Annotated in this window: 15 protein-coding genes, 1 tRNA gene and 1 riboswitch; of the genes, 8 read left to right on the top strand and 8 right to left on the bottom strand. The window is 59.2% G+C overall.

From position 1 onward, the window contains the following. Positions 1-17: 17 nt before the first annotated feature. The 3 genes from VF694_RS15140 to VF694_RS15150 all read right to left on the bottom strand — a co-directional run bounded on the left by VF694_RS15140 (position 18) and on the right by VF694_RS15150 (position 6,700). Positions 18-4,751, bottom strand: coding sequence for a glutamate synthase-related protein (locus VF694_RS15140; protein WP_131071212.1), 4,734 nt, complete (start codon positions 4,749-4,751; stop codon positions 18-20). A 220-nt stretch (positions 4,752-4,971) separates the two neighbouring features. Further along, positions 4,972-5,715 carry an enoyl-CoA hydratase/isomerase family protein gene (locus tag VF694_RS15145; protein WP_003804325.1) on the bottom strand — a complete coding sequence of 248 codons (744 nt, stop codon included), beginning with the start codon at positions 5,713-5,715 and terminating at the stop codon, positions 4,972-4,974. Positions 5,716-5,728: 13 nt separating this feature from the next. Continuing rightward, positions 5,729-6,700, bottom strand: a complete 972-nt coding sequence (locus VF694_RS15150) for an NAD(P)H-dependent flavin oxidoreductase (protein WP_003804322.1) — start codon at positions 6,698-6,700, stop codon at positions 5,729-5,731. A gap of 245 nt (positions 6,701-6,945) precedes the next feature. On the opposite strand from VF694_RS15150, the gene VF694_RS15155 reads away from it, so the two are divergent. Next, entirely contained in the window at positions 6,946-8,178 is a 1,233-nt protein-coding gene (locus VF694_RS15155) for a CaiB/BaiF CoA transferase family protein (protein ID WP_131071213.1), read from the top strand. 31 nt (positions 8,179-8,209) lie between these two features. Next, positions 8,210-9,745: a 3-hydroxyacyl-CoA dehydrogenase gene (locus VF694_RS15160; RefSeq protein WP_336579920.1), complete on the top strand. Its 1,536-nt coding sequence runs from the start codon at positions 8,210-8,212 to the stop codon at positions 9,743-9,745. Positions 9,746-10,002: 257 nt separating this feature from the next. On the opposite strand, the gene VF694_RS15165 is transcribed toward VF694_RS15160, so the two are convergent. Next, the gene (locus VF694_RS15165) at positions 10,003-10,896 is read right to left on the bottom strand and encodes a c-type cytochrome (RefSeq protein ID WP_003804317.1); all 894 of its coding nucleotides are present in this window, start codon (positions 10,894-10,896) and stop codon (positions 10,003-10,005) included. A gap of 244 nt (positions 10,897-11,140) precedes the next feature. On the opposite strand from VF694_RS15165, the gene VF694_RS15170 reads away from it, so the two are divergent. Beyond that, positions 11,141-11,215, top strand: a tRNA-Arg gene (locus VF694_RS15170). 414 nt (positions 11,216-11,629) lie between these two features. Here VF694_RS15170 and VF694_RS15175 read toward each other — a convergent pair. The 3 genes from VF694_RS15175 to gshA form a co-directional block, all read right to left on the bottom strand. After that, positions 11,630-12,406: a class I SAM-dependent methyltransferase gene (locus VF694_RS15175; RefSeq protein ID WP_003804316.1), complete on the bottom strand. Its 777-nt coding sequence runs from the start codon at positions 12,404-12,406 to the stop codon at positions 11,630-11,632. Further along, positions 12,403-14,457 (bottom strand): TonB-dependent receptor domain-containing protein, encoded by a 2,055-nt coding sequence (locus VF694_RS15180; protein ID WP_440164832.1) that lies wholly within the window; start codon positions 14,455-14,457, stop codon positions 12,403-12,405. The genes VF694_RS15175 and VF694_RS15180 overlap by 4 nt, the downstream gene beginning before the upstream one ends. A gap of 206 nt (positions 14,458-14,663) precedes the next feature. Next, entirely contained in the window at positions 14,664-16,247 is a 1,584-nt protein-coding gene (gene gshA, locus VF694_RS15185) for a glutamate--cysteine ligase (protein WP_131071215.1), read from the bottom strand. A 208-nt stretch (positions 16,248-16,455) separates the two neighbouring features. Between gshA and VF694_RS15190 the strand changes: the two genes are divergently transcribed. Then, positions 16,456-16,971, top strand: a complete 516-nt coding sequence (locus VF694_RS15190; protein WP_440164834.1) for a hypothetical protein — start codon at positions 16,456-16,458, stop codon at positions 16,969-16,971. Here VF694_RS15190 and VF694_RS15195 read toward each other — a convergent pair. Further along, complete coding sequence (locus VF694_RS15195) at positions 16,901-17,176, bottom strand: response regulator transcription factor (RefSeq protein WP_003804311.1); 276 nt, start codon at positions 17,174-17,176, stop codon at positions 16,901-16,903. The two genes, VF694_RS15190 and VF694_RS15195, sit on opposite strands and share 71 nt — an antisense overlap. Before the next feature lie 203 nt (positions 17,177-17,379). Then, a riboswitch (SAM riboswitch) is annotated at positions 17,380-17,458 on the top strand. Here VF694_RS15195 and metX point away from each other — a divergent pair. From metX to VF694_RS15215, 4 genes are all read left to right on the top strand, one after another. Further along, positions 17,448-18,692: a homoserine O-succinyltransferase MetX gene (gene metX / locus VF694_RS15200; RefSeq protein WP_003804310.1), complete on the top strand. Its 1,245-nt coding sequence runs from the start codon at positions 17,448-17,450 to the stop codon at positions 18,690-18,692. Its footprint overlaps the riboswitch before it by 11 nt. After that, positions 18,689-19,324 carry a methionine biosynthesis protein MetW gene (gene metW / locus VF694_RS15205; protein ID WP_003804309.1) on the top strand — a complete coding sequence of 212 codons (636 nt, stop codon included), beginning with the start codon at positions 18,689-18,691 and terminating at the stop codon, positions 19,322-19,324. The genes metX and metW overlap by 4 nt, the downstream gene beginning before the upstream one ends. A gap of 11 nt (positions 19,325-19,335) precedes the next feature. Further along, complete coding sequence (locus VF694_RS15210; RefSeq protein WP_059318496.1) at positions 19,336-20,565, top strand: muropeptide transporter; 1,230 nt, start codon at positions 19,336-19,338, stop codon at positions 20,563-20,565. Between the two features lie 8 nt (positions 20,566-20,573). Then, positions 20,574-21,191 carry a trimeric intracellular cation channel family protein gene (locus tag VF694_RS15215; RefSeq protein WP_039943818.1) on the top strand — a complete coding sequence of 206 codons (618 nt, stop codon included), beginning with the start codon at positions 20,574-20,576 and terminating at the stop codon, positions 21,189-21,191. The last annotated feature ends 13 nt before the right edge of the window (positions 21,192-21,204 follow it).

Genomic DNA, 21,204 nt, shown 5'->3' on the forward strand with positions numbered 1-21,204 from the left:
ATGGTGATGGGAAGGGTTCAGGCCGAAGCCGAACGGCGGGTTTTACTGCTTTTGGGGGTAGTCTTGCCCGTTGACGGGCTTTGCCACAATTCGCTCAGGGCACGACGGTATTCGCGTGGAATGACCTTGACGAACTGTGCGCGGGCGCTGTCCCAGTCTTTCAGCAATTCGCGGGCCTGGAAGCTGCCCGTGGCCTTGAAATGTTCCTGGACCAGCGTTTGCAAGATGGCATCGTCGGTCTGACGCTCGCTCTGGGCGCTGCGGCTGTGCCATTGGGCCATGCTGCTGTTCATTTCTTGCTCGGCCTTGCTCAGGACTGGCTCCAGATCCACCATGCCCGGGTTGCAGCGTAGTTGCAGACGACGTTGCGGGTCCCACACATAGGCCACGCCCCCGGACATGCCGGCAGCAAAGTTGCGTCCCACTTCGCCCAGCACCACCACGGTGCCGCCGGTCATGTATTCGCAGCCGTGATCGCCTACCCCTTCCACGACGGCACTGGCACCGGAATTGCGGACGGCAAAGCGTTCGCCAGCGACGCCATTAAAGTAAGCCGTACCGGCCAGGGCGCCGTACAGGACGGTGTTGCCCACGATGATGTGATCCGGACCGTAACCACGAAAGTCGTTGGGCGAGCGCACGATAATGCGTCCACCGGACAAGCCCTTGCCTACGTAGTCATTGGCCTCGCCCACCAGATCCAGGGTGATGCCCTGTGCCAGGAAAGCGCCAAAGCTCTGGCCCGCCGTGCCTTTGCACTGAATGTGCAGGCTGTCGTCAGGCAGGCCCTGATGGCCGTACTTCTTGGTGAACACGCCCGAGAGCATGGCGCCCACACTGCGGTTGCGGTTGCGTACCGGGGTAATGAAGGACAGTGGCGTACCGTGGTTCAGGGTGACGGCGCTGCGCTCGATCAGTTGGCGATCCAGCGTGTGTTCCAGGTCATGATCCTGGGTGGCGATCTGACGGGGCGACTCCTCGTTTTCAACTTTGTGCAGCAGACGCGAGAAGTCCAGACCCTGGGCTTTCCAGTGCTCGATGCCGCTGCGCATATCCAGCCAGTCGCTGCGACCGATCAGATCGTCAAAGCGGCGCACACCCAGCTTGGCCATCAGTTCACGCACTTCTTCGGCAACGAAGAAAAAGTAGTTCACCACGTGCTCGGGCTTGCCTTTGAATTTGCGGCGCAAAACGGGGTCTTGGGTGGCCACACCTACCGGACAGGTATTCAGGTGGCATTTGCGCATCATGATGCAGCCTTCCACCACCAGCGGAGCCGTGGCAAAGCCAAACTCGTCAGCCCCCAGCAGCGCGCCGATTACCACATCGCGGCCGGTCTTCATCTGGCCGTCGGCTTGCACGCGGATGCGGCTGCGCAAGCGGTTCAGCAGCAGAGTCTGCTGGGTTTCAGCCAGGCCCAGTTCCCAAGGGGTGCCGGCATGTTTGATGGAGGACAGCGGCGAGGCACCGGTGCCGCCGTCGTGACCGGCAATCACAATGTGATCGGCCTTGGCTTTGGCAACCCCGGCCGCCACCGTGCCCACGCCGACCTTGGATACCAGCTTCACGGAGATGTCTGCCTGCGGGTTCACGTTTTTCAGGTCGTGAATCAGCTGGGCCAAATCTTCAATGGAGTAAATATCGTGATGAGGTGGAGGCGAAATCAGGCCGACACCGGGTACCGAGTAACGTAGCTTGGCGATGTACTCGGACACTTTATGGCCAGGCAACTGCCCGCCTTCACCGGGCTTGGCCCCTTGGGCCATTTTGATCTGGATCTGATCGGCGCTGCACAGATACTGGGCTGATACGCCAAAACGGCCAGACGCAACCTGCTTGATGCGTGAGCGTAGCGAATCGTTTTCCTGCAGTTCGATATCGGCATAGACCCGGTCCTGGCCTAATACGCTGGCCAGCGTGTCACCTTGGCGGATGCCACTTTTGCCATGCTGCATTTCGTGTTGATAGCGCAGTTCATCCTCGCCACCTTCACCGGTATTGGATTTGCCGCCGATCCGGTTCATGGCCACGGCCAGCACGGCGTGGGCCTCGGTGGAGATCGAGCCCAGCGACATGGCCCCGGTTGCAAAACGTTTGACGATTTCACTGGCGGGCTCGACTTCGTCCAGGGGAATGGCCTTGGCCGGGTCCAGACGCAGCTCGAACAAGCCGCGCAGCGTCATGTGACGGCGGCTTTGCTCGTTGATGAGCTGGGCGTATTCCTTGTAGGTGCTGTAGTTCTGGCTGCGGGTGGCGTGTTGCAGCTTGGCGATGGTGTCGGCCGTCCACATATGGGCTTCGCCCCGCACACGCACGGCATACTCGCCACCGGCTTCCAGCTGGTTTTCCAGCACGGGGTCTTTGCTGTAGGCGGCGCGATGCTGGCGCAGCGCTTCTTCGGCGACCGTGAAAATATCAATCCCTTCTACCGGACAGGAGGTGCCCACAAAGTATTTGTCTACCAGTGTCCGCGACAGACCGATAGTCTCGAAAATCTGGGCTCCGGTGTAGGACATGTAGGTGGAGATGCCCATTTTGGACATGACCTTGTACAGTCCCTTGTTGATCGCCTTGATGTAGTAGCCCTCGGCTTGAGAAGCATCAATCTGGTTGACTGGGTCCTGGGCCAGATGTTGCAGGCTTTCAAAAGCCAGCCAGGGGTGCATGGCTTCGGCGCCATAGGCACCCAGCAGCGCAAAGTGATGTACTTCGCGGGCCGAGCCGGTTTCCACGACCAGACCGGTGCGGGTACGCAGACCGATACGGATCAGGTGTTGATGGATGGCCGAGGTCGCCAGCAGGGCAGGGATGGCCACATGTTCGGCGTCGCAGCGGCGATCCGTCAGAATCAGGATGTTGTAGCCGTCGCGCACGGCATCGGCTGCCCGGGCGCACAGCGCAGCCACACTGGCTTCAATGCCCTCTGGTCCCCAGGCGCTGGGGTAGATGATATCCAGCTCCTGACTACGGAACTTGCCATTGCTGGCCGCTTCAATGCGCCGGATCTGGTTCATGTCAGCCGGACTGAGCACGGGCTGGGATACTTCCAGACGCAGCGGCGGGTTGACGTTGTTGATGTCCAGCAAATTGGGTTTGGGGCCAATGAAGGAGACCAGCGACATCACCATTTGCTCACGAATCGGGTCGATCGGTGGGTTGGTGACCTGGGCAAATAGTTGCCGGAAGTAGTTGTAGAAGGGTTTGGCCTTGTCCGATAACACGGCCAGGGGCGCATCGTTGCCCATGGAGCCGGTTGCCTCTTCGCCCTTGCTGGCCATGGGCAACAACACGACTTTGATGTCCTCCTGGGTCCAGCCAAAGGCCTGTTGCTGATCCAGCAGGTCGCGGGTCGCCAGTTGGGGACGCACGCCGGGCACGTTGGGCAGGGAATCCAGGCGCAGTCGCAGTCGTTCAATCCACTGCTTGTAGGGGTGCGTATTGGCTAACTGGGACTTGATTTCGGCATCGTCAATAATGCGGCCCTGCTCCAGATCGATCAGCAGCATTTTGCCCGGCTGCAGGCGCCATTTCTTGACAATGCGATGCTCGGGAATAGGCAGCGTACCGGCTTCGGAGGCCAGCACAATCATGTCGTCATCCGTGATGACGTAGCGGGCTGGACGCAGGCCATTGCGATCGAGCAGCGCGCCGATTTGCAGACCGTCGGTAAAGGCAATGGCCGCAGGGCCATCCCACGGTTCCATCTGGGCGGCGTAGTACTCGTAAAAGGCACGACGGCTCTCGTCCATCTCGGCATGCTGCTCCCAGGCCTCGGGCATCATGATCATCATGGCGTGCGGCAGGGAGTAGCCAGCCATGACCAGCAGCTCCAGACAGTTGTCGAAGGTGGCGGTATCCGACTGGCCTTCGTAGACGATGGGGTAGAGTTTTTGCAGATCCGAGCCCAGCACGGCCGATTCCATGGCACCTTCACGGGCACGCAGCCAGTTGAAGTTGCCTTGAACCGTGTTGATCTCGCCATTGTGGGCGATCAGGCGGTACGGGTGAGCCAGAGGCCAGGCCGGGAAGGTATTGGTGGAAAAGCGCTGGTGTACCAGGGCCAGGGCGGAGCAGGCACGAGGGTCGGCCAGATCGCGATAATAGCGGCCCACCTGGTCGGCGAGCAGCAAGCCTTTGTAGACGATGGTACGCACCGAGGCGGAGGCCACAAAATACTCCTGGCCGTGGGCCAGGGCCATGCGGTAGATGGCATGGCTGGCGGTCTTGCGGATCACATACAGCTTGCGCTCCAGTGCGTCCGGCACCATCACATCCGGACCGCGGCCGATAAACAACTGGCGAATCACCGGCTCGTTAGCCTTGACGGTCGGCGACATGGGCATGGTGCTGTCCACCGGGACATCGCGCCAGCCCAGCATGTGTTGGCCTTCAGCACGTACGGCCCGCTCCAACTCCTGCTCACAGGCCAGGCGGGACGCGGTTTCCTTGGGTAGAAACACCATGGCAACGCCATATTCGCCGGGGGGCGGCAGGGTCACGCCCTGGGCGGCCATTTCTTCGCGGTACAACTGGTCGGGGATCTGGATCAGAATGCCTGCACCGTCGCCCATCAGAGGGTCTGCGCCGACTGCGCCGCGGTGATCAAGGTTTTCCAGGATTTTGAGGCCTTGGGTGATGATGGCGTGGCTCGCCTGGCCTTTGATGTGTGCGATAAATCCGACGCCGCAGGCGTCGTGTTCATTAGCGGGAAGGTACAAGCCTTGGGCTTGGGGGGGACAGGAGTGTGTCATGGGCGTATCCGCAAAGAACGTGTTAAAGCGGTGCATTTGTTGCAGCGCAAAAAATAAAATACAGCGATTTTTTTTTTATGCGCAAGAATTTTTTGCGAATACGGTAAAAAAAATTAGGGACCTGCGCTTGCAGGCCCCTTATCACCTCTTTTGAATCGGGGTCAGTGTGGCAAGATCGCTGCACATGCGGGTTTGCGCAGAAATCAGGCTACCGGTGCGGCTACTTTTCGCTGCGGTTCTGGCGCATTTGCCCCAGGATGTGCAAGGCCTCCTCGCCTTCCAGCAGTTGGGAAAACAGTTTGCGTTCCCGCTCCAGCACGTCCAGCAAAATCTCGCGCTGGGGCTCGCGCAACAAGCGTTTGCTGGTGCGCAAGGCAATGGGCGGCTGCTCGGCCAGTGCATGGGCGCAGGCACGGGCAGCTTCCAGGCTGTTGCCGTGGTCGGTCAGCTCGGTGAGCAGGCCGTCTTGCAGGGCCTGCTCGGCACTGAAGCCTTGCGATAGCAGCAGCCATTCATTGGCACGGCGCTGTCCTACGTATTGGGCCAGCAGGTGGCTGGATGCCCCTTCCGGGCATAGTCCCAGGGCGGTAAACGGCATGCGCAAGCGAGCGTCGCGGGCCGCATAGACAAAGTCCGCGTGCAGCAGCAAGGTGACCCCAATGCCCACGGCATGGCCTTCCACGGCCACAATCAGAGGAATATCGGCCTTGACCAGACTGCGCAAGAAGGTGATCGGCGGCGGCTCGGTGGTGTTGCGTACCGTGGCCAGATCGGAAATGTCGTTGCCCGCGCAGAAATGTTCGCCCGCGCCGGTCAGAATCAGGGCGCGATATTGTCGGTTCTGATCGGCCTGGTCGATGATCTCGGCCAGCTCTTCGTACATGGGGCCGGTCAGGGCATTGCGTCGCTCCGGTCGGTCCAGAATGACTTCCAGCCAAGGACCGGCGTCATGAGTGCGTATCATGGCGTGCTCCTGTTCAGGCGAAGGGGGAGGCCAGCAGCGCAGCCTTGGCCTGCTGATATTCGCGATGCAAACGGGCCACAATCTGGGCAGTAGACTCGACCGAATCAATGCCGCCGATGCCTTGGCCGGCTCCCCAGATATCGCGCCAGGCCTTGCTCATGCCCGAGCCAAAGGCGGTATCGGCCACTTTCTCGGCATCGAGCTTGTCCGGGTCCAGCCCAGCCGCCCGGATGCTGTCCTTCAGGTAGTTGCCCGGGATGCCGGTAAACAGCGGGGTGTAGACGATATCGGCGGCGCGGCCTTTGACGATCATGTTCTTGTAGTCGTCCGAGGCATTGGCTTCGGTGCTGGCAATAAAGCGCGTGCCAATGTAGGCCAGGTCGGCACCCATGGCCTGGGCGGCCAGAATATCGCTGCCCCGGCTCATGGCGCCGGACAGCGCAATCGGACCGTCAAAAATCTGCCGGATCTCGTTGACCAGTACAAAAGGGCTCAGGGTGCCGGCATGGCCGCCGGCGCCCGCCGCCACCACAATCAGACCGTCCACCCCGGCCTCCAATGCTTTCTCGGCGTGACGCAAGGTGGTCACGTCATGAAAAACCTTCCCTCCCCAGGCATGTACGTGCGGCACGATCTCCTGCGGGGCGCGCAAGCTGGTGATGACCAAGGGCACTTTGTGGTCGGCGCATACCCTCAGATCCTGCTCCAGCCGGTCATTGGATTGATGAATGATGTGATTGATGGCGTAGGGGGCAATGCGGCGCTCGGGATGGCGCTCGCGCAGCTCGGCCAGGGTGTCCTCGATTTCGTTCAGCCAGTCCTTGAGCTTTTCCTGGGGACGGGCATTGAGGGCCGGCACGGAACCAATGATGCCGCTGGCGCATTGAGCAATCACCAGGGCGGGGTTCGAGACGATGAACATGGGCGCTGCCATCACAGGCAGGGTCATAGATTGATAAAGCTGCTGCGTTAATGCCGAAGGCATAAGGTCGGTCTCCTATTATCGAATGATGTGCCCCGCCTCTTGATGGGGTGGGGTCCTGCAAGGAAGATCTGCCGCTGATAATCTATCGTCACCTATTCTAGGATGCTTTATCGTAGCCGGACGTGGTGCGCTGCACAAATGTCCTCCGGCTCGAAAATGACCATTGTTTGAGCACTTTTTCTGTCCGTAGACCGGACTAAGAAGACCTGGTGCACAATAAGCAACTTGAAGGATTTTTGTCTGCTATGACCACGACTGAACGAAAAGCGCCTTTGGCCGGATTGCGTGTTCTGGACTTGACGCGCGTGCTGGCAGGTCCCTGGTGTACCCAAAATCTGGCCGATTTAGGTGCAGAGGTCATCAAGGTTGAACGCCCCGGTACCGGGGATGACACCCGGGGCTGGGGGCCTCCCTATCTAAAGGATGGTCACAGGGCGGACACAGATGACGCGGCCTATTTTGGAGCGGCCAATCGCAATAAAGAGTCTATCGTGCTGGATATCGGCACTGCACAAGGTGCGGATCTGGTGCGCCAGTTGGTCAGACGCTGCGATATTCTGGTGGAAAACTTCAAGGTGGGTGGCCTGAAGAAGTACGGTCTGGACTACGAAAGCCTGCAAGCCATCAACCCGGCCCTGATTTATTGTTCGATTACCGGCTTTGGGCAGACCGGCCCCTATGCAAGCCGCCCGGGATATGACTTCATGATCCAGGGGCTGGGTGGTTTGATGTCCCTGACCGGAGAGCCAAGGGGGGAGCCGCAAAAAGCGGGGGTGGCGGTGGCCGATGTCATGACGGGCATGTACGCCACGGTAGCCGTTCTGGCGGCTGTGGTGGAGCGTCATCGCAGCGGCCTGGGGCAGCACCTGGATATTGCCTTGCTGGATTGTCAGGTGGCCATGATGGCCAACCAGAATATGAATTACTTATGTACCGGACAGGCCCCGCAGCGGCCCGGCAATGCCCATCAGAATCTGGTGCCCTATCAGGTCTTTGAGGCCAGTGACGGGCACTTGATTGTGGCGGTGGGCAATGACGCCCAGTTTCGCAGCTTTGCGCAGGAGCTGGGGCATCCCGAATGGGCCGATGATCCCCGTTTTTCGCGCAATGCCGGGCGGGTCATGCACAGGGATGAACTGGTGCCCATGTTGGCGCAGGTCATGCTGAGCCGGACGCGCGATAGCTGGTTGCAGGCGCTGGAAGCCGTGGGTATTCCCGCCGGGCCCATCAATACGATGGAGCAGGTGTATCAGGACCCACAGGTGTTGGCGCGTGGTTTGCGCCTGGACTTGCCGACCGGGCAGGGGGGCAGTGTACCTTCGGTGGCCAGCCCCTTGCGTTTGTCAGCCACGCCGGTGCAGTACCGCAGTGCGCCGCCACGCCTGGGCGAACATACCCGCGAGGTCCTGGCGCGTGTGTTGGAGCTTACGCCCGACAAGGTCGAGGCCCTAGTGACCGGCTCGGCTGAGCAGGCTTAATTTTTATTGCTTTTCGATCAGGTTGTGAATCATGAAACAGATACAAACCATCGCTATTGTTGGCGCAGGTGCCATGGGACGGGGCATTGCTCAGATTGCCGCCCAGGCTGGCAAGCAGGTCCTGCTCTATGACCTGAATGCGGACTCGCTCAAGGCCGCTTTGGCCGATGTGCATGCCGTCTGGAGCCGTTTGCAGGAGAAAGGCCGCATGACGGCTGAGCAGGTGCAGTCGGCCACAGCATGTTTGCAAACGGCCAGCGATTTGCAAGGCCTGGCCTCTGCCGATCTGGTCGTTGAGGCCATCGTGGAGCGTCTCGATGTCAAGCAGGGCTTGTTGCAGCAATTGGAAGAGATTGTCTCGGCCGATTGCGTGCTGGCCTCCAATACCTCCTCGCTGTCCATTACCGCGATTGCGCAAGCCTGCCGCCACCCTGAGCGTGTGGCGGGCTACCATTTCTTTAACCCTGTTCCCTTGATGAAAGTGGTTGAAGTCATTGATGGTTTGCGCACCTCTCCTGACGTGGGCGATGCTCTGATGCAGGTGTCGCGCGAGATGGGCCATACGCCTGTACGCGCCAAGGATATGCCCGGCTTTATCGTCAACCACGCTGGTCGCGGCATGAACATCGAGGGTTTGAAGATTGCCCAGGAGTGCGTCGCGCCTTTCTACCAGATTGACGCCATCATGCGCGAGCAGGCTGGTTTCCGCATGGGGCCTTTTGAACTGCTGGATCTGACCGCGCTGGATGTGTCGCACCCGGTGATGGAGTCCATCTATCGCCAGTTCTACGACGAGCCGCGCTTTCGTCCTTCGCCCATTACAGCGGTGCGTCACGCCGGCAAGCTGTTCGGCCGCAAAAATGGCGAAGGTTTTTACAAGTATGAGGATGGCAAGAAGCAGGTTCCGCAAGAGCCTGCCGTGCCTGTCGTGACCTCTTTCGCGCCCGTGTGGGTCTCACCCTACCACGAACAAGGCCAGGCTCGTGCGCTGCAATTGCTCAATGAGTTGGGCATGACGGTAGTCGATGGCGATCAGCCTCCTGCCGATGCCTTGATCTTGCTGACACCTTACGGTGAGGATGTGGCCAGCCTAGTGTCCCTGCATGGCCTGGACCCGGCCCGCAGCGTGGCGCTGGATACCTTGTTCGGTCTGGAAAAAGGCCGTCGACGTGTGTTGATGTGCTCGGCGGCGACAACGCCAGAGTGGCGTGATCAGGCTTGGGCCATGCTGGCCAGCGATGGGACTGCCGTTAGTGTGATTGAGGACTCGGCTGGCTTTGTGGCGCAGCGTCTGGTGGCCACCATTGTGAATATTGCCAGTGATATTGCTCAGCAGCAGATTGCCACCCCGTCGGATATCGATGCCGCAGTACGCCTGGGTTTGGGTTATCCGCACAATGGCCCATTGTCCATGGGGGACGCCGTCGGTTCGCGCGATCTGCTCGATGTGCTCAATACCCTTCAGGCCGTGACCGGTGATATGCGCTACCGCGCCAGCCCCTGGCTGCAAAGGCGTGTGCAATTGGGCTTGTCCTTGACGGCATTGCCTTTGTGCAAGGCGCAGTAAAGCGGAGCTGGCGCGATGGTCAGACTGCGCTGCCTGCTCGTTGGCAGGTTTGAGCTGGTCTGACCCATAGCTTGCGCTTGCTAAAGCCTGAATCCGCATGATCGCCGGATTCAGGCTTTTTTATACATGCCACTTTTGTGTCGACTGCCTCCGTGCCGGTCAGCAGTACGATAGCCAGCGCAAAGAAAAAGCCCGATGAATATTCATCGGGCTTTTTATGCAGAGGCACTGTGCGATGACAGGGCCTTGGCGCAGTCTTATTTGGCCGCGTTGACCATGTGCTGGATGGCTGCACGAAGTTCTTCGTCCGAGGCTTGCGAACCACCGCGTGGGGGCATGGCGCCCACACCGTGAATAGCCTTTTGAAGCATCGTGTCCATACCGGTTTCGATATAAGGTTTCCAGGCGGCCTGATCACCAAACTTGGGCGCACCGGCTACACCGGCCGCGTGACAGGCGAAACAAATGGTGTCGTACAGCTTGATGCCAGCAGGGTCGACCTTGCTATCGTCAGCGGCAGCGACTTGGCTGGCCTCAGGGGCAGCGGCAGCAGCAGGAGCCTGGGCAGGCTTGCTGTCCTCGGCCGCTGCCGCTTCAGGCTTGGCATCGGCCTTCTCGCCTTCTGGAGCAGGGGCTTCGGGTTCTTTAAAGTCGGCGCCGGCAGCGTTGGCCATGTAGACAACGGCACGAGCCACTTCTACGTCATCCAGCGAGGGGTTGCCGCCTTTGGCGGGCATGCCGCGAATACCATGAATGGCATTTTTGACCAGTTCGTCCTGACCCAGCTTGAGCAACTCGCCCCAAGCACCCTTGTCGCCAAACTTGGGCGCGCCGGCTACACCGGCACCGTGACAGGCAGTACAGGTGGTTTCGTATACTTGCTGACCGGTTTTCAGTTCTTTTACCGCGTTGGCGTCCACCAGCTTGAAGCCGGCCACAGGCTGGATACGTGCGGCAATGGCCTCTGGAGACAGGGCGGCCGAACCAGCGCCTGTGCTCATGGTGGAGGTGACCAGACTGACCAGCATGACAATAATCGCGATGGGCACCAAGAAAGCCAGAGCCACGGTCACAAGCAATTGTTTAGGGGTTTTGATCATGGCTGAGTGACCCTCGTTGTGTTCTTCGGGTTTTTGTTCCGTGTTGCTCATTATCGGATCCTGCGAGTTCGTACAAGAAATGACGGGAGGGCCTTATACAGGCCACCAATAAAGGCTTGCGCCTACCTAAGGGGTGTGCGCAAGGACGTGTCTAGCAAGCCACCGACCCAGATCGCGCAACCATGGATTATAGCGGACTGTATCGCTCTTGTATCCGACTCTTGATCTGGCATACATATAATTGCCGTATAGATACTGAAAAAAAGTTCAAAGTCGCGCTACAATAGCGAGCTTGGCGTCCGTAGTTCAATGGATAGAATTAGGGTTTCCGAAGCCCTCGATACAGGTTCGATTCCTGTCGGACGCGCCAGAATTCCTTGTTGATGCGGCTCTTTACGTGCTTGCTTCCTGCCTGTCGGGGTGTTTTCCTCGTCTGAGCGTGACTGTAAAAAGCAGCCTGTGGCTGCTTTTTTTGCGTCTGTTGCTTGCGCCTCTGTGGCGCTCGACATGAATAGCTGGAAGTGGCCTAAGGTTTGATATCAATCATTTGATCTAGGACAAAATGACGTTGCTCCTTGTGTTTGGAGCGCGGATGGTATCCCTGGCTTTCAAGGAGCACCGATTGTCCGGGCAAGAAGCAGGGCCGTGATCTGAACGGGCAGGGGCATAGCCCGGACATCGGTTCGGTTAACCAGGGTCTCGATAAAGCGACCTGTCCGTGCAGCGTTTTTAAGACATAAAGGGGCCGTAGCCCCTTTGTATCTTTCCTGTGCTGCTTTCTTTTTTAAGCAAGTTCGGCGCAAATCACATAGTCATGACCATGACGCAGGCCACCCAGGGTGTGATTCAGGGCCAGGGCGCGCCGACGCAAGGCTTGAACATGCTCGGACAAGGCGACTGCCAGTGTGCGATCCTGCAGGCGACGCAACCGTCCGTCACACATATCCAATTGGCTGTGGATAAAGCTGTCTCCATAACGGATGGCAAAGCGCTGCGCATCCACACAGCGGTATCCCGCCTGTCGCAAATGGCGCAGCACCCAGTCCATCGGATACTCGCGATACGGGCGCTCACCGGCCAGTAGCAGGCAGGCATCGCGCAAGCGGCCGATCTCCACGATCAGCTTGCCGGCCGGATCGGTACTGCTGTAGGGCACATAAGGTTCCAGCCCAATGAGGTAGAGACGCTGGCCGGTCAGGGGTCGCAGGCGGCTGAACAGTTGATCCTGGGTGTAAGGGGCAAAGCCCTCAATGGCGCCCAGCAAATAGTCCGCCAGCACCGTGTCAAAGCGTTCACCTTGCAGGAACGACGGGTCGCTCCAGTTGCCGACCAGCAGCCGGTCCTGGGGGCGCTTCTGATCCCCCAGTTCGCGTGTCACCTGCTCGGCCATGCTGGGCGAGGCGGTAATGGCCGTCCAGCGTGCCGTGTCCAGGGTCAGCAGCCAACGCAGCGAGCCCTTGCCGGTGCCGGCATCCAGAAAGTCGCCCCAGGGACGCTCGCCCTGCATGTCGGCCACGATCTGGTAGAGCCGGCTCCCCGTGTGGATGGCGGTCTTGCTCAAAACTCCACCTGTATTCCAGCCAGGATGTTGCGTCCCATCAGCGGCGCCTGACGGGCAATGAAAGAGGTATGGCGGTAGGCCAACTTGTTCAGCAGGTTATTTCCCCTTAGGTAAAAGGTGTAGGTGTTCTGAGCGCTATGCAGGCGGTAGCTTAAACCCATGCTGAGCAAACCGTAAGAGGGTGACCGTAGCTCATGGTCAGCCAGTCGGTTTTGGGCAAAGGTGTGGGTGTAGCCGACAAAACCCGACCAGTTCTGCCAGTTCAGATCGGTGCGAATACCCAGACGGGCGGCCGGTATGCGTGGCAGGTTGCGGCCAGGGTCTTGCAGTTTGCCACGCACCAGATCGCCATGGACGCTGAACGAAGCCCAGGAGGTGACGGGGTAGGAGGCCTGCGCTTCCAGGCCCCAGAACTGCGCTTTGCCCTGACTGTACTGGATCAGTTGAAAGTCTTCGTGGCGGTCCAGACTGTGGCCGTAAATGTAGTTGGCGCTGCGCGTGTAGAAGGTGCGCAGATCAAAACGCAGATCGCCCAGATGCTTTTGCAGCCCCAGATCCAGAGTGTGGCTGGTTTCCCGATCCAGATTGGGATCGCCGCGCTCATAGCTCAGCGTGGCAAAGTGCACGCCTTTGGCAAACAGTTCCTGGGCCGTGGGCAGGCGTTGCGAACGCGACAGGGACACGGTGGCGGCATACTCGGGGGCAAAGTCCCAGACAGCGCCCAGGGAGAAGGAGGTGGCAGTGCCTGTGCGGCGCTCCAGGGTGTTTGAGTCCGGCGTGACGCTTTGCCATTCCTGGCGTGCGCCCAGTTCCAGCCGCCAGTTGTCCCAGTTCAGGCTCTCGAGCAGGAACAAGCCCTGGCTGCGAGTACGGGTGGGCGGGATGAAGTTCTCCGTGCCGTCGCGCGAGGCAAAATCAGACTGGCTGGTTTGCAGGCCAATGACGCCTTCAAAAGGCCCCCAGGGCTGGTGCTCCAGTTCCAGCCGCGTGTCGTAGCCGCGATTGGTGAAGCGGGTGCCAACTTTATCGCCGTCTTTTTCCACATGCCGGTAGTTGGTGGAACCGGCGCGCAGGCGAGCCCGTTTGAAACCGGGCAAAGGATCACGCAGTTCGCCGCGCAGGTCAACGCGCTCGGTGCGCAGATGCGCTGTCGCAGCGTGCTCATGGTCCTGATCGTAGCCATGGTCGTGATCGTGGCCGTGATCGTGGCCGTGGCCGTGGCCACCGCAATGCAAGGTGGCACCGTGCGGGTGGCAGTCTTCGTATTCATGGCTGTGGCCGGGCAAGCCATAACTGCCTTCCCGATAGGAGTACGCGGCCCCGATGTAACCGCGCTCGCCAATAAAGGACAGGCCGACACTGCCAGTGTCCGTACGGGAGTCGGAGTCTTTGACGCGGCTGTCGGTCCAGTTGGGCACGCGATAGTCACGGCTGCGGTGCGAGGCCCCTTCTACGTGTAAGGCGATATTGCCCTGACCGGCTGTCATGTCGAATGCGCCGACCCGGCCTCGATCGGCTGTGGAGCCTTGGGCGCGGACTGAGCCTTCAAACCCTTTTTCGGGGATCGCCGTGGGAATCTTGCGGTCCAGCACGTTGACCACGCCCCCGATCGCACCGCCGCCATACAGCAGGGCGGAGGGCCCGCGCAGTACTTCAATGCGTTCTGCTTGCCAGGTGTCGACCGTAATTGTGTGGTCGGGGGAGATGGCAGAGGCATCCATCACTTCGGCGCCGTCGCTGAGCACTTTGACGCGAGGCGCAGTCTGGCCACGAATGACCGGTCGGCTGGCACCGCTGCCAAAGCTGTCGACGTGGATGCCCACTTCCCCATTGAGCAGTTCACCCAAAGTGCTGCTACGGCGCAAATCCAGCTGGGGGCCTTGCAGCACCGTGCTGGCTGTGGCCAGTTCTGTCTGTTGCAAGGCCAGGGGGCTGGCGGAGATTCGGATCGGGGCCAACTGAGAGACAGGGGGTTCAAGCTCATTGGCTTGTGCTGAGGCGCAAAGCGCGAGGGCCAGCGCCAATGGCAAGGGGCGGGGACTGAAGTGCATCTCATCTTCCGGAAAGTTAATTTTTGAGATGTTATAACATAACAATAACTGGTTGAAACAGTCGGAAAACCAGGCTTGGTCGTGGGGGAAATGGGGGTGGGTAACGTATAGGACACGGGGCCGTGCGGCTGACCAACTCGGCCCCTGGTTGTTGCCAGGTAAAAAAATGCCGCCTTCAGGAGGCGGCTCGGCAAGCGATGAATAACTTAACGGTTCTGAATTTCCGGGGGAATGAGGTTGCGCTCGTAGCGCTGGACATAATCTTCAAAGGACTCTTGATCCTGGGCTTCAATATCCAGCTGGGCCTGCAAAGAGTCGGCGGCCTGCTGTTCGAAAGCGGCTTGCTTGTCAGCCGGCAAAGGATGGGCCAGCAGGCTGGCGTGGTGTTCGCGGCTGCGCTGTAGGGCGTAGTCATGAAAGCTCAGGCCCGTCTCGTGTAAACGTTTCAGTAACTGGGCCGACGGTGTCCGTTCCGGATCGTCCAGTTTACGCATTTGTGCCTGCACGGCTTGGGTATGGCCGTCTGTATCCAGGGCGTGATCCAGCATGTGTGCGTAGGGTAAGAGGGACTCGAGAATCTCCCGTCCCCATTGTTGCAAGCTGACCGCTTGTTTTTGCTGGTTGGTCAACATCAGGCCGGGGCGACGGCCTTCACGCACGACGGTGGCAAAGTTGTTCTTGCTGTCCTGACAGTAGCCACCGTCCGGGAAAAAGGGGCTGTCTTGCACGGCACAGAACAGCAGGAAGGTATCCAGAAAGCGACAGGTTTGCTCGGATATGCCAGTAGGGGATTCGGGGTCGATATCCAGGCAGCGTACTTCGATGTACTCCACACCGCGCTGAGCCAGGGCGGTGGCCGGGCGTTCGCTGCGCTGGGTTGTGCGCTTGGGGCGGATGCTGGAGTAGTACTCGTTTTCAATCTGCAGGATGTGGGTGTTGAGCTGAATCCACTCGCCATCACGGTGCGTGCCCAGCTTTTCGTAATCCGGCCAAGGGGTCACGGCAGCGTGATACATGCGCATCACAAAGGTGTCCAGGTCGTTGTAGCAAAGCTGAAGCTCGGCTTGGGCTTCCTTGTTGTGATAGCCCAGGTCGCTCATGCGCAGGCTGGTTGCCCAGGGCATGGTCAGCGTGTCGTCGTCGATCTTGTCCAGATTGTTGCTACGACCTTGCAGGAAGTTCGCATCCAGCACGGGCGAGGCGCCAAACAGATACATCAGCAACCAGGAGTAGCGTGTGAAATTGCGAATCAGCGCCAGGTAGCCATTGGAGCGTTGGTCTTGCAGATTGTCGCCGCAGACGTTCAGCAAGGGCCAGATGCCGTCGGGCAGGGAGAAGTTGTAATGCACCCCGGCAATACACTGCATGGGTTTTCCATAGCGTTCGGCCAGGCCGCGACGGTAAACATGCTTGAGCATGCCCGTGTTGGAGGTGCCGTACCAGGCAATGGCAATCTCCTTTTCGGCGGGCAGCAAGGCGGGCATGGACTGGTTCCAGATGATTTCCTGATCCAGTTTGCCGGCGACAAAGGTATGAATATCGGCCAGCTCTTGCAGCACGTCCTCAACCCGGGCTTGCGGCTCGGTAATCAGCTCCAGCAGGGCCTCGGCGTAATCGGTGGTGATGTGGGCATTGGTAAGGGCAGAACCAATGGCGCGGGGGTGGGGAGTCTTTGCCAGCTGGCCCAGCGCATCAACGCGCAGTCCTTCTTTCTCGATGCCTCGCAAGATCCCCTTCAAGATATCGGGGTTCTGTTGCAGGGCAAGGCGGCGTTCGTGGCTGGTGTTCATGGTGGTGTTTCCCACTTTCGAAATCGGATGCAAGATACGGGACTTTTCAAGGGGCCTGGGGCCGTCTATAAATAGTAGTCCGACCAAACTTGCTTTGTTAAGTTGCGCCAAAAGGCGAATCGGGCAGGGCGAGTATAAGGCGGCTGTTCAGGCAGCTGATGAAAAGCATGAAACGGGATATGGGATTAGCACCATGATAATCAGGCGCATGACCGCCGTACTGGCGGCCTTATGGATGTTGGCGGCCTGCAGTCCGGAGTTTAACTGGCGCAAGGTTCAACTTGAGCAAACGGGCTTGTCAGCCATGTTGCCCGGCAAGCCAAGCACCAGTCACCGCGTGTTGGATTTCGAGCAGTACCCGCTGGATTTTTACCTGACGACGGCGACCGCGGGTGGGCAGATCTATACCGTGGGTCATGTGATTCTTCCTGCGCAATTGCAACAGGACCCAGCCGCCCGTGAGCGCCTGTACGAGGCGCTGCATGAGTCCTTGCGTGCAAAATTCGTCCCGGATGGGCAGGCCAGTCAGAAAAGCGCCGTGCAGATCCCGCCACCTGGCCAGATTTTTTACATGACACGCGATGTGGGCGGCGTGGCGTTGCGCCTGGATGCGATGATCCGTATGGAGCCGGGCTGGCTGGTGCAGGGCTTTGTTATGACGGATTCCGGTAAGGCGCCGGATGCGGCTCAGGCAAAGATTTTCTTTGACGGCTTAGCTCGCTAGCGGGGTCGCCGCTGATCAGGCGCTGTTGCAAGGCCAGGGTAATGGCGGCCTGGCGGCTGTAAACCCCCAGTTTGGCGTAAGCGTTCTGGAAATGAAAGTTGATCGTGCGCTCAGTAATGCCCAGGATGATGCTGATTTCCCAGCTGGTCTTGCCATGGGCAGCCCAGTTCAGGCAGGACTGTTCGCGTGAAGTTAAATACGTCACGGTAAAGCCATTCCTCATGCATTCGTGGTAAACGTCGCGCCAATGTACTCAAATTTAGCTTAGCTGGCAGACCGATGAACATGGAAATAATGATGCAAATCAAAGCATTGTCTGTTTCCCGAACGGATCTTTAGGCACAGTGGCGAAGGGAGGCGGCCTGCCTGGTTTGGACGACGCGCTGCAGCGATGCTAGAATTTTGTCTTATACGTTTTGCGCCGATTTGCCTGATCCGCTTGCGGGCGCTCCATAAATCCAGCTAAAGAGGTCCAGATGGCCACTGATTCCGTCCCCTGCGCCAACGTTGGCGCCCCTAGCCCATCCTGCGGATTGATCCCCGAAGGTTCTGTGGGCCCTGTACAAGCCGAACTCATTGCGTTTGATGAACCGCTGCACCTGCGCAGCGGGCAAGTGCTGCCCAGCTACGAGCTGGCCGTCGAGACGTACGGCACCCTGAATAAAGAGCGCAGCAACGCGGTCCTGGTGTGTCATGCGCTCAATGCCTCGCATCACGTTGCCGGCTATTACGATGACGATCCCAAAAGCGTAGGCTGGTGGGACAATATGGTCGGTCCCGGCAAGGCCGTGGATACGGATCGGTTTTTTGTCATTGGCGTCAACAATATTGGCTCCTGTTTTGGTTCTACGGGGCCGTCCAGCATCAATCCCGCTACCGGCAAGCCCTGGGGCTCCGAGTTTCCCGTTCTGACCGTGGAGGACTGGGTACGTGCCCAGGCGCGTCTGGCCGACTATTTTGGCATTCGCAAGTTCGCGGCCGTCATGGGAGGATCGCTGGGTGGCATGCAAGCCTTGAGCTGGGCGATCAGTTGCCCCGATCGCGTCGAGAACTGTGTGGTTATTGCCAGCACACCGCGCCTGTCAGCGCAGAATATTGCGTTTAACGAAGTGGCCCGCAGTGCCATTTTGTCTGACCCGCAGTTTCATGGCGGCAATTATTACGAGCATGGCGTGGTACCCAAGGCCGGACTGGGCGTGGCCCGCATGGTGGGCCATATCACCTACCTGTCTGATACCGTCATGGCCGAGAAGTTTGGCCGCACCCAGCGTGCGCCGGCGCAAGGTGGCGAATACCACTACAACTATGGCGTGGAATTCGAGGTCGAATCCTATCTGCGTTATCAGGGAGAGAAGTTCTCACGCTACTTTGACGCCAATACCTACCTGATCATTACGCGGGCCCTGGATTACTTTGATCCGTCCCGTCCGTATCAGGGGGATCTGAGCAAAGCCCTGGAAAACGTGATGGCCAAGTTCCTGCTTGTTTCCTTCACCACGGACTGGCGTTTTTCGCCCGAGCGCTCGCGTGAAATTGTGCAGGCCCTGCTCCGTAACCAGCGTCAGGTGACCTACGCTGAAATCGATGCTCCGCATGGACATGATGCTTTCTTGCTGGAAGACCCCCGCTACCATGCGGTCGTACAGGGATACTATGATCAGATCGCCGTTAATTTGGGCTTGCCTGCGCGCACGCGCACGACGGGGGTGCTGGCAGAATGACTAAGCCGCAAACACAAGTGGCCGCCGCCATGTTAAGACCGGATTTGCTGCGCATTGCGCAGTGGATCGAGCCCGGCTCGCGAGTGCTGGACCTGGGCTGTAACGATGGGACCTTGCTGGCACATCTGCGTGATACGCGTCAGGTCGTTGGCACAGGGGTGGAGCTCAATGATCAGTTCGTCATTGCGTCGGTCCGCCGGGGTGTCAACGTCATTCAGCAAGATCTGGAAAAAGGTCTGGCCCTGTTTAGCGATCAGCAGTTCGATACCGTGGTTCTGTCCAAGACCTTGCAGTCCATGCACCATACGGAGCACATCTTGCGTGAGATGGCGCGGGTGGCGCGGTATGGTATCGTCTCGTTTCCCAACTTCGGTTACTGGCCGCACGGCTGGAGCATTTTGCGTGGCCGCATGCCTGTGACCGGTGAAATGCCTTACCAGTGGTACAACACGCCCAACATTCATTTGTGCACCATGAAAGATTTTCAGGATCTGGCTCAGGCAGTGGGCGTACGTATTCTTGATCGTGTTGCATTCAATGGCGGTCATACGGTTCGTTTTTTACCGGGCTGGCGCAGTACCCTGGCTGTCTACCGTTTCGAATCCCCCCATTTTCTTGGTGCTTCGCGCTAACAAGGCCTGACGTGTCACGTGTCTATACCAGTCCCCGAGTCTTGCCTTTGCTGATTCTGGGGTTCGCCAGTGGCCTGCCCCTGGCCCTGGTGTCAGGCACTTTGCAGGCCTGGGCCACCGTGGAACAGGTCTCGCTGACCGAAATCGGGTTCTTGACCCTGGTGGGCTCGGCGTACACGCTGAAGTTTCTCTGGGCTCCCCTGATTGACCGTTATGCTCCCCCCTTCATGGGGCGTCGACGTGGCTGGATACTGCTGACCCAATTGTTGCTGGCGGGCTCGATTGCCGCGATGGGCCTGTTTTCCCCTTCCGTGAATCTGACCGCACTGGCTTTGCTGGCCGTGTGGGTGGCTTTTTTGTCCGCCACACAGGACATTGCTTTTGATGCCTATTGCACGGACGTGCTGCAGGCCCACGAGCGTGCGGCGGGAGCGGCCGTCAAAGTCATGGGGTACCGCATCGCCATGATTGTTTCCGGTGGCCTGGCGCTGATCCTGGCCGATCGCTGGTTGGGCTGGGCCAATACCTATTTTCTGATGGGTGCCTTCATGGCACTGTGCGCGCTGGTGACCTTGGTGTCCCCCGACCCTCAGGAACAAAGCCGCCCGCCGCGCAGCCTGTCCGAGGCGGTGGTCGCGCCTTTGGCGGATTTTTTCTCTCGTCCAGGCGCCTGGAGCGTGCTGGCCCTGATTGTGCTCTACAAATTGGGGGACGCCTTTGCCGGCGCCTTGTCCACTACGTTTCTGATTCGTGCGGCCGGCTTTACCTTGTCGGAAGTCGGCACGATCAACAAGGTGTTTGGTCTGGCGGCCACAGTGGTCGGGGCCTTGATGGGGGGAGCGATCATGGCCCGCCTCGGGCTTTACCGGGCCTTGATGATTTTCGGGCTGCTGCAGGCCGTCTCCAACCTGGGTTATTGGCTGATCGCGATTGAAACCGCGCCGTCCATGTGGCTGATGGGCATGGTGGTGGGTCTGGAAAATCTGTGTGGTGGCCTGGGGACAGCGGCCTTTGTCGCCTTGCTGATGGCCTTGTGCAACCGAACCTATTCAGCGACTCAATTTGCCTTGCTGTCGGCCTTGTCGGCAGTGGGCCGCACCTATCTGGCCGGCCCGTTGACACCGCTGCTGGTTCAGACCCTGGGATGGCCAGGCTTTTTTATCTGTACGGTGTTTATTGCCGTGCCCGGTTTACTGATGCTGCGGTGTTATCGCGGCCTTATTCAACAGCTTGATGCGTAAAAAATATCATGCTCTTACTTGTTCTCTACATTATTGCCATTACTGCAGAGGCGATGACCGCCGCCCTGGCGGCAGGCCGTCGTGACATGGACTGGGTTGGCGTGTGTACCATCGCCTGCGTCACGGCCTTGGGGGGCGGTTCCGTGCGGGACGTGCTTCTGGGGCATTATCCGCTGACCTGGGTGCAGCATCCCGAGTATTTGTGGATTACGGCAGGCGCGGCCATCTTGACGGCCTTGATCGCTCCGATCATGCGACGTTTGCACAGTCTGTTCCTGCTGCTTGATGCCATGGGGCTGGTGGTCTTTACCGTGATCGGCTGTCAGATCGCGCTGGAGATGCAGTTACCCATTACGGTGGTGCTGCTCAGCGGCATGATTACCGGCTGTGCCGGGGGTGTTTTACGCGACATTCTCTGTAATGACATCCCCTTGCTGTTGCGCAAGGAGATGTATGCCAGCGTATCCATGCTGACCGGCGCTTTATATCTGGGTGCCCAGCACCTGGACTGGGACCCCTACGTAACCTTGCTGGGCCCCATGATTATCGGCTTGAGTTTCCGCATGCTGGCCCTGCATCGTAATTGGCAGATGCCCCGCTTCGTCTATCGAGACGAGTGGCGTTAAGCTCAGCCTGCCT

Origin of the sequence: Alcaligenes sp. Lyrl_28 (assembly GCF_051948705.1) — a bacterium.
Lineage (GTDB): Bacteria > Pseudomonadota > Gammaproteobacteria > Burkholderiales > Burkholderiaceae_B > Alcaligenes > Alcaligenes ammonioxydans.

Excerpts from the sequence above, each read along its gene's own strand:
- VF694_RS15190 (WP_440164834.1), top strand. The coding sequence starts at position 16,456 with ATGACCGCCGTACTGGCGGCCTTATGGATGTTGGCGGCCTGCAGTCCG.
- VF694_RS15180 (WP_440164832.1), bottom strand. The coding sequence starts at position 14,457 with ATGCACTTCAGTCCCCGCCCCTTGCCATTGGCGCTGGCCCTCGCGCTT.
- gshA (WP_131071215.1), bottom strand. The coding sequence starts at position 16,247 with ATGAACACCAGCCACGAACGCCGCCTTGCCCTGCAACAGAACCCCGAT.
- VF694_RS15160 (WP_336579920.1), top strand. The coding sequence starts at position 8,210 with ATGAAACAGATACAAACCATCGCTATTGTTGGCGCAGGTGCCATGGGA.
- VF694_RS15150 (WP_003804322.1), bottom strand. The coding sequence starts at position 6,700 with ATGCCTTCGGCATTAACGCAGCAGCTTTATCAATCTATGACCCTGCCT.
- VF694_RS15155 (WP_131071213.1), top strand. The coding sequence starts at position 6,946 with ATGACCACGACTGAACGAAAAGCGCCTTTGGCCGGATTGCGTGTTCTG.
- metX (WP_003804310.1), top strand. The coding sequence starts at position 17,448 with ATGGCCACTGATTCCGTCCCCTGCGCCAACGTTGGCGCCCCTAGCCCA.
- VF694_RS15145 (WP_003804325.1), bottom strand. The coding sequence starts at position 5,715 with ATGATACGCACTCATGACGCCGGTCCTTGGCTGGAAGTCATTCTGGAC.
- VF694_RS15140 (WP_131071212.1), bottom strand. The coding sequence starts at position 4,751 with ATGACACACTCCTGTCCCCCCCAAGCCCAAGGCTTGTACCTTCCCGCT.
- metW (WP_003804309.1), top strand. The coding sequence starts at position 18,689 with ATGACTAAGCCGCAAACACAAGTGGCCGCCGCCATGTTAAGACCGGAT.
- VF694_RS15165 (WP_003804317.1), bottom strand. The coding sequence starts at position 10,896 with ATGAGCAACACGGAACAAAAACCCGAAGAACACAACGAGGGTCACTCA.
- VF694_RS15215 (WP_039943818.1), top strand. The coding sequence starts at position 20,574 with ATGCTCTTACTTGTTCTCTACATTATTGCCATTACTGCAGAGGCGATG.